This window comes from Sodaliphilus sp., from assembly GCF_045598405.1.
Lineage (GTDB): Bacteria > Bacteroidota > Bacteroidia > Bacteroidales > Muribaculaceae > Sodaliphilus > Sodaliphilus limicaballi.
Map to the genome: position 1 here is coordinate 1 of NZ_JAZLLZ010000102.1, position 2,110 is coordinate 2,110.

The window sequence follows — 2,110 nt, forward strand, 5'->3', positions numbered from 1 at the left end:
CGTAAGAGCTCATATACGATGCTTTGACCATCCGAAATGGAAAATCTTGCATCACCCCAAATTAACCTGCCGACTCGGGATTGACTCTCGATGAAGCAGAAATGTCTAACTTGAATGCTACTTTTTGTAGCGGAATCATAAATTCAGACGAAAACGAAAACTGATACTTTGCAGTTCAAAATCAGCGCACAATCAGTTTCTTGCCGTTGTGGATGTAGATGCCGGCAGGGGCTTTCTTGATGTCCACCTCTTGGCCTTGCAGGTTGTAGTACTTGTTGTCAACGGGCTGTTTATCGGCCTTCATGTCTTTGATTGAAGACCATGCGTTAGTTCCATAATGAGGCGACTTGTAGATGATATTGCCATTGCCATCAAGCACATGGCTCAAACCTGTGTATGAGTATATCATGCAAGTGGGAAGATCCTCGCTGGGGTCAAGAATGGTGCCTATGCCTGTGGCTGGACCTATTGACTCAATGTTTCCACGCGTAAACATATCATAGTCTAATGTATAATCACCGACGTACTTGTTGCACATCACCCCTGCTATATCTACAGATTCGATGCTAATTGGGTATTCTCCTTTCTTGGCATTGATGCGCATCAGGGCATAGTTGGCAATAAGCATCTCTTTATTGACACCGGGTTTGTCAGTTTCCTCTTCATACAGATAGACCCTCATATCCTTGGCACGAACCAATCCGCACTCGTGCCAACCACGGGGAAGCGCACTCTGTTGTGCCTTAGCTTTGAGAAATTTATCGTTATCATAGAATTCTCCGCAGCCAAAGGTCTTTTTAGCAGCCATCTGCTCGTCCTCATACTTTACAAAGCATTTCTTGTAGGTCACACCATTGACCACAGTGTCGCCTCTAAAGCGATAGCCGTAATAGTAGGAGAACCCCCACAAACTCTCGTTGTCGGTTTCCTCGGGACTATCGCCTATTTGAACGAACAGGTTAATCCATGTGCGGTCCTCTCGCACCAGTGGTTGGAATGTATTGAGGTCGTGGTGGCCCAGAGCGTTCTCATAGTCAACAGCATCGACTTGCACAGGAAAAGTGTAATCCAAATGTGTTGTCTGGGTGTTAAAGCGATCAAAACGCAGTTCGTCAAACTGGCTGTCTTGCCATTGCACTGGAATGTGGCAACGCACGAGGTCGCCATGGAATTTCTCTTGAAGTTCGTAACGTCCGTTGTCATCGCCCACGCCCTCAAGCAGCGCACGCTTGGTGTTGCCATCGCTGTCGCTGACTGACATAATATTATAAGGTGAGCCGCCATAGTAGAAGTAGCCGGTCGCTTTGCTTTGAGTGAAATCGTAAATCACCCTTTCGTTGGTATCGTCGGCTACAAAATAGCTGTATGGGCTGCCGGCGCCCAGCGTCTTGCTCTCGGCAATGACCTCGGCGGTAAAGCGAGCGTATGTTTTCTGCTCGCTGTCGCGCACCAGTGCCATGGGCACCAAACCTTGCTCCACGAGCGACCCTTCGTGCACGGGCGCGTCATACTTCACAAAGCATTTCTTGTAGGTAACGCCTTCCAGGGTCGAGTCGCCTTTGAAGTAGAGTTTATAGGTGTGGTCTTGCTTGATTCCATCGTTCACGAGCAAGTGGTGGTAGGTCCAAGTCGCATTCTCACGGGCAATGGGCATGTAGGCCGCACTTACAGTCGATGCTATTGCCGCTGCACATAATAATGTAATAGCTAACCTTTTCATAATAATTGTGATTTAGTAATTTGTGCGACAAAATTACAATAAATTATTGTAAAAAACAAGCATAAAACGCATATATTTACAGGGGGGGGTAAATGGTTAAAAGACAGTGTGTTAGCTGTGGTGGTTTTTGTGTTTTTTACTCTTGTGTATTGTGACTATTGACCAATGGGACTCCACAAAGTATTTTCCTTACTCGTCGGGGAGGAGCAGGGGACTTTTTATTAAGATTTACTTCACCAATGACTCTGCCCATTCGGGGACATCGTCTTTATATTGCTTAACCCAACTTTGACGGCTTGATTTGGTTTTCTTTGCTGGTTCAGCGAGTTGCGCTTTGGTGTTTGCGTTACTGTGTACTACAAAGTTTTTTTCTCTTTCTGAATGGCATCG

The 2,110-nt window shown here is 46.2% G+C and carries 1 protein-coding gene; it reads right to left on the reverse strand.

Annotation, left to right across the window (positions count from 1 at the left end):
* Positions 1 to 181: 181 nt before the first annotated feature.
* Positions 182 to 1,720, reverse strand: coding sequence for a hypothetical protein (locus tag ACKI3C_RS07490; protein ID WP_407403630.1), 1,539 nt, complete (start codon positions 1,718 to 1,720; stop codon positions 182 to 184).
* Positions 1,721 to 2,110 lie beyond the last annotated feature (390 nt).